This is a genomic window from Micrococcus sp. GbtcB5, from assembly GCF_019091605.1.
Taxonomy (GTDB): Bacteria; Actinomycetota; Actinomycetes; order Actinomycetales; family Micrococcaceae; genus Micrococcus; species Micrococcus luteus.
The window spans coordinates 1-370 of the sequence record NZ_JAGXJK010000111.1 but is presented as its reverse complement, the minus strand read 5'-3'; the positions used below and the strand labels follow the sequence as shown (position 1 = coordinate 370).

1 protein-coding gene is annotated in these 370 nt (G+C 58.4%); it reads right to left on the bottom strand.

Annotated features, from left to right (window positions below; genetic code table 11):
* A partial coding sequence (locus KVS67_RS11670; RefSeq protein ID WP_217565414.1) for a hypothetical protein occupies positions 1-189 on the bottom strand: 189 nt, incomplete at its 3' end.
* Positions 190-370: the final 181 nt, after the last annotated feature.

The following is a 370-nucleotide window of genomic DNA, read 5'->3' as shown; positions in this document are numbered from 1 at the left end:
CTTTGCGTTGTGACGGCGGTGATACATGATCATTACGAACACCGCAGCGCACAACATCCAGAACAGCGCGACGATGAGGATCGCGTGGTCCACCAGGAAGGCGAGTACCGAACCCACGACAGCGAGCAGAATAAAAAGCCCCATGACGAGTTGCTGGCGTCGTGAGAAGCGAAGAAAGAGTTGGATCATGGGTGCGATTCCTCGGGTGCTGTAATCGGCGGGGCAGGTCTGGCGTCTCTGCGACGAGCAGTCAGGTGACGAGCCGGGGCGGGAAGTCGATGACGGACGTGACAATGTCATCGCGCGTATAACGTGCTACCCATCCGAGTTCCTTCTCAATGAGCGAGACGTTGGCTGTCAAGGCCCCCGG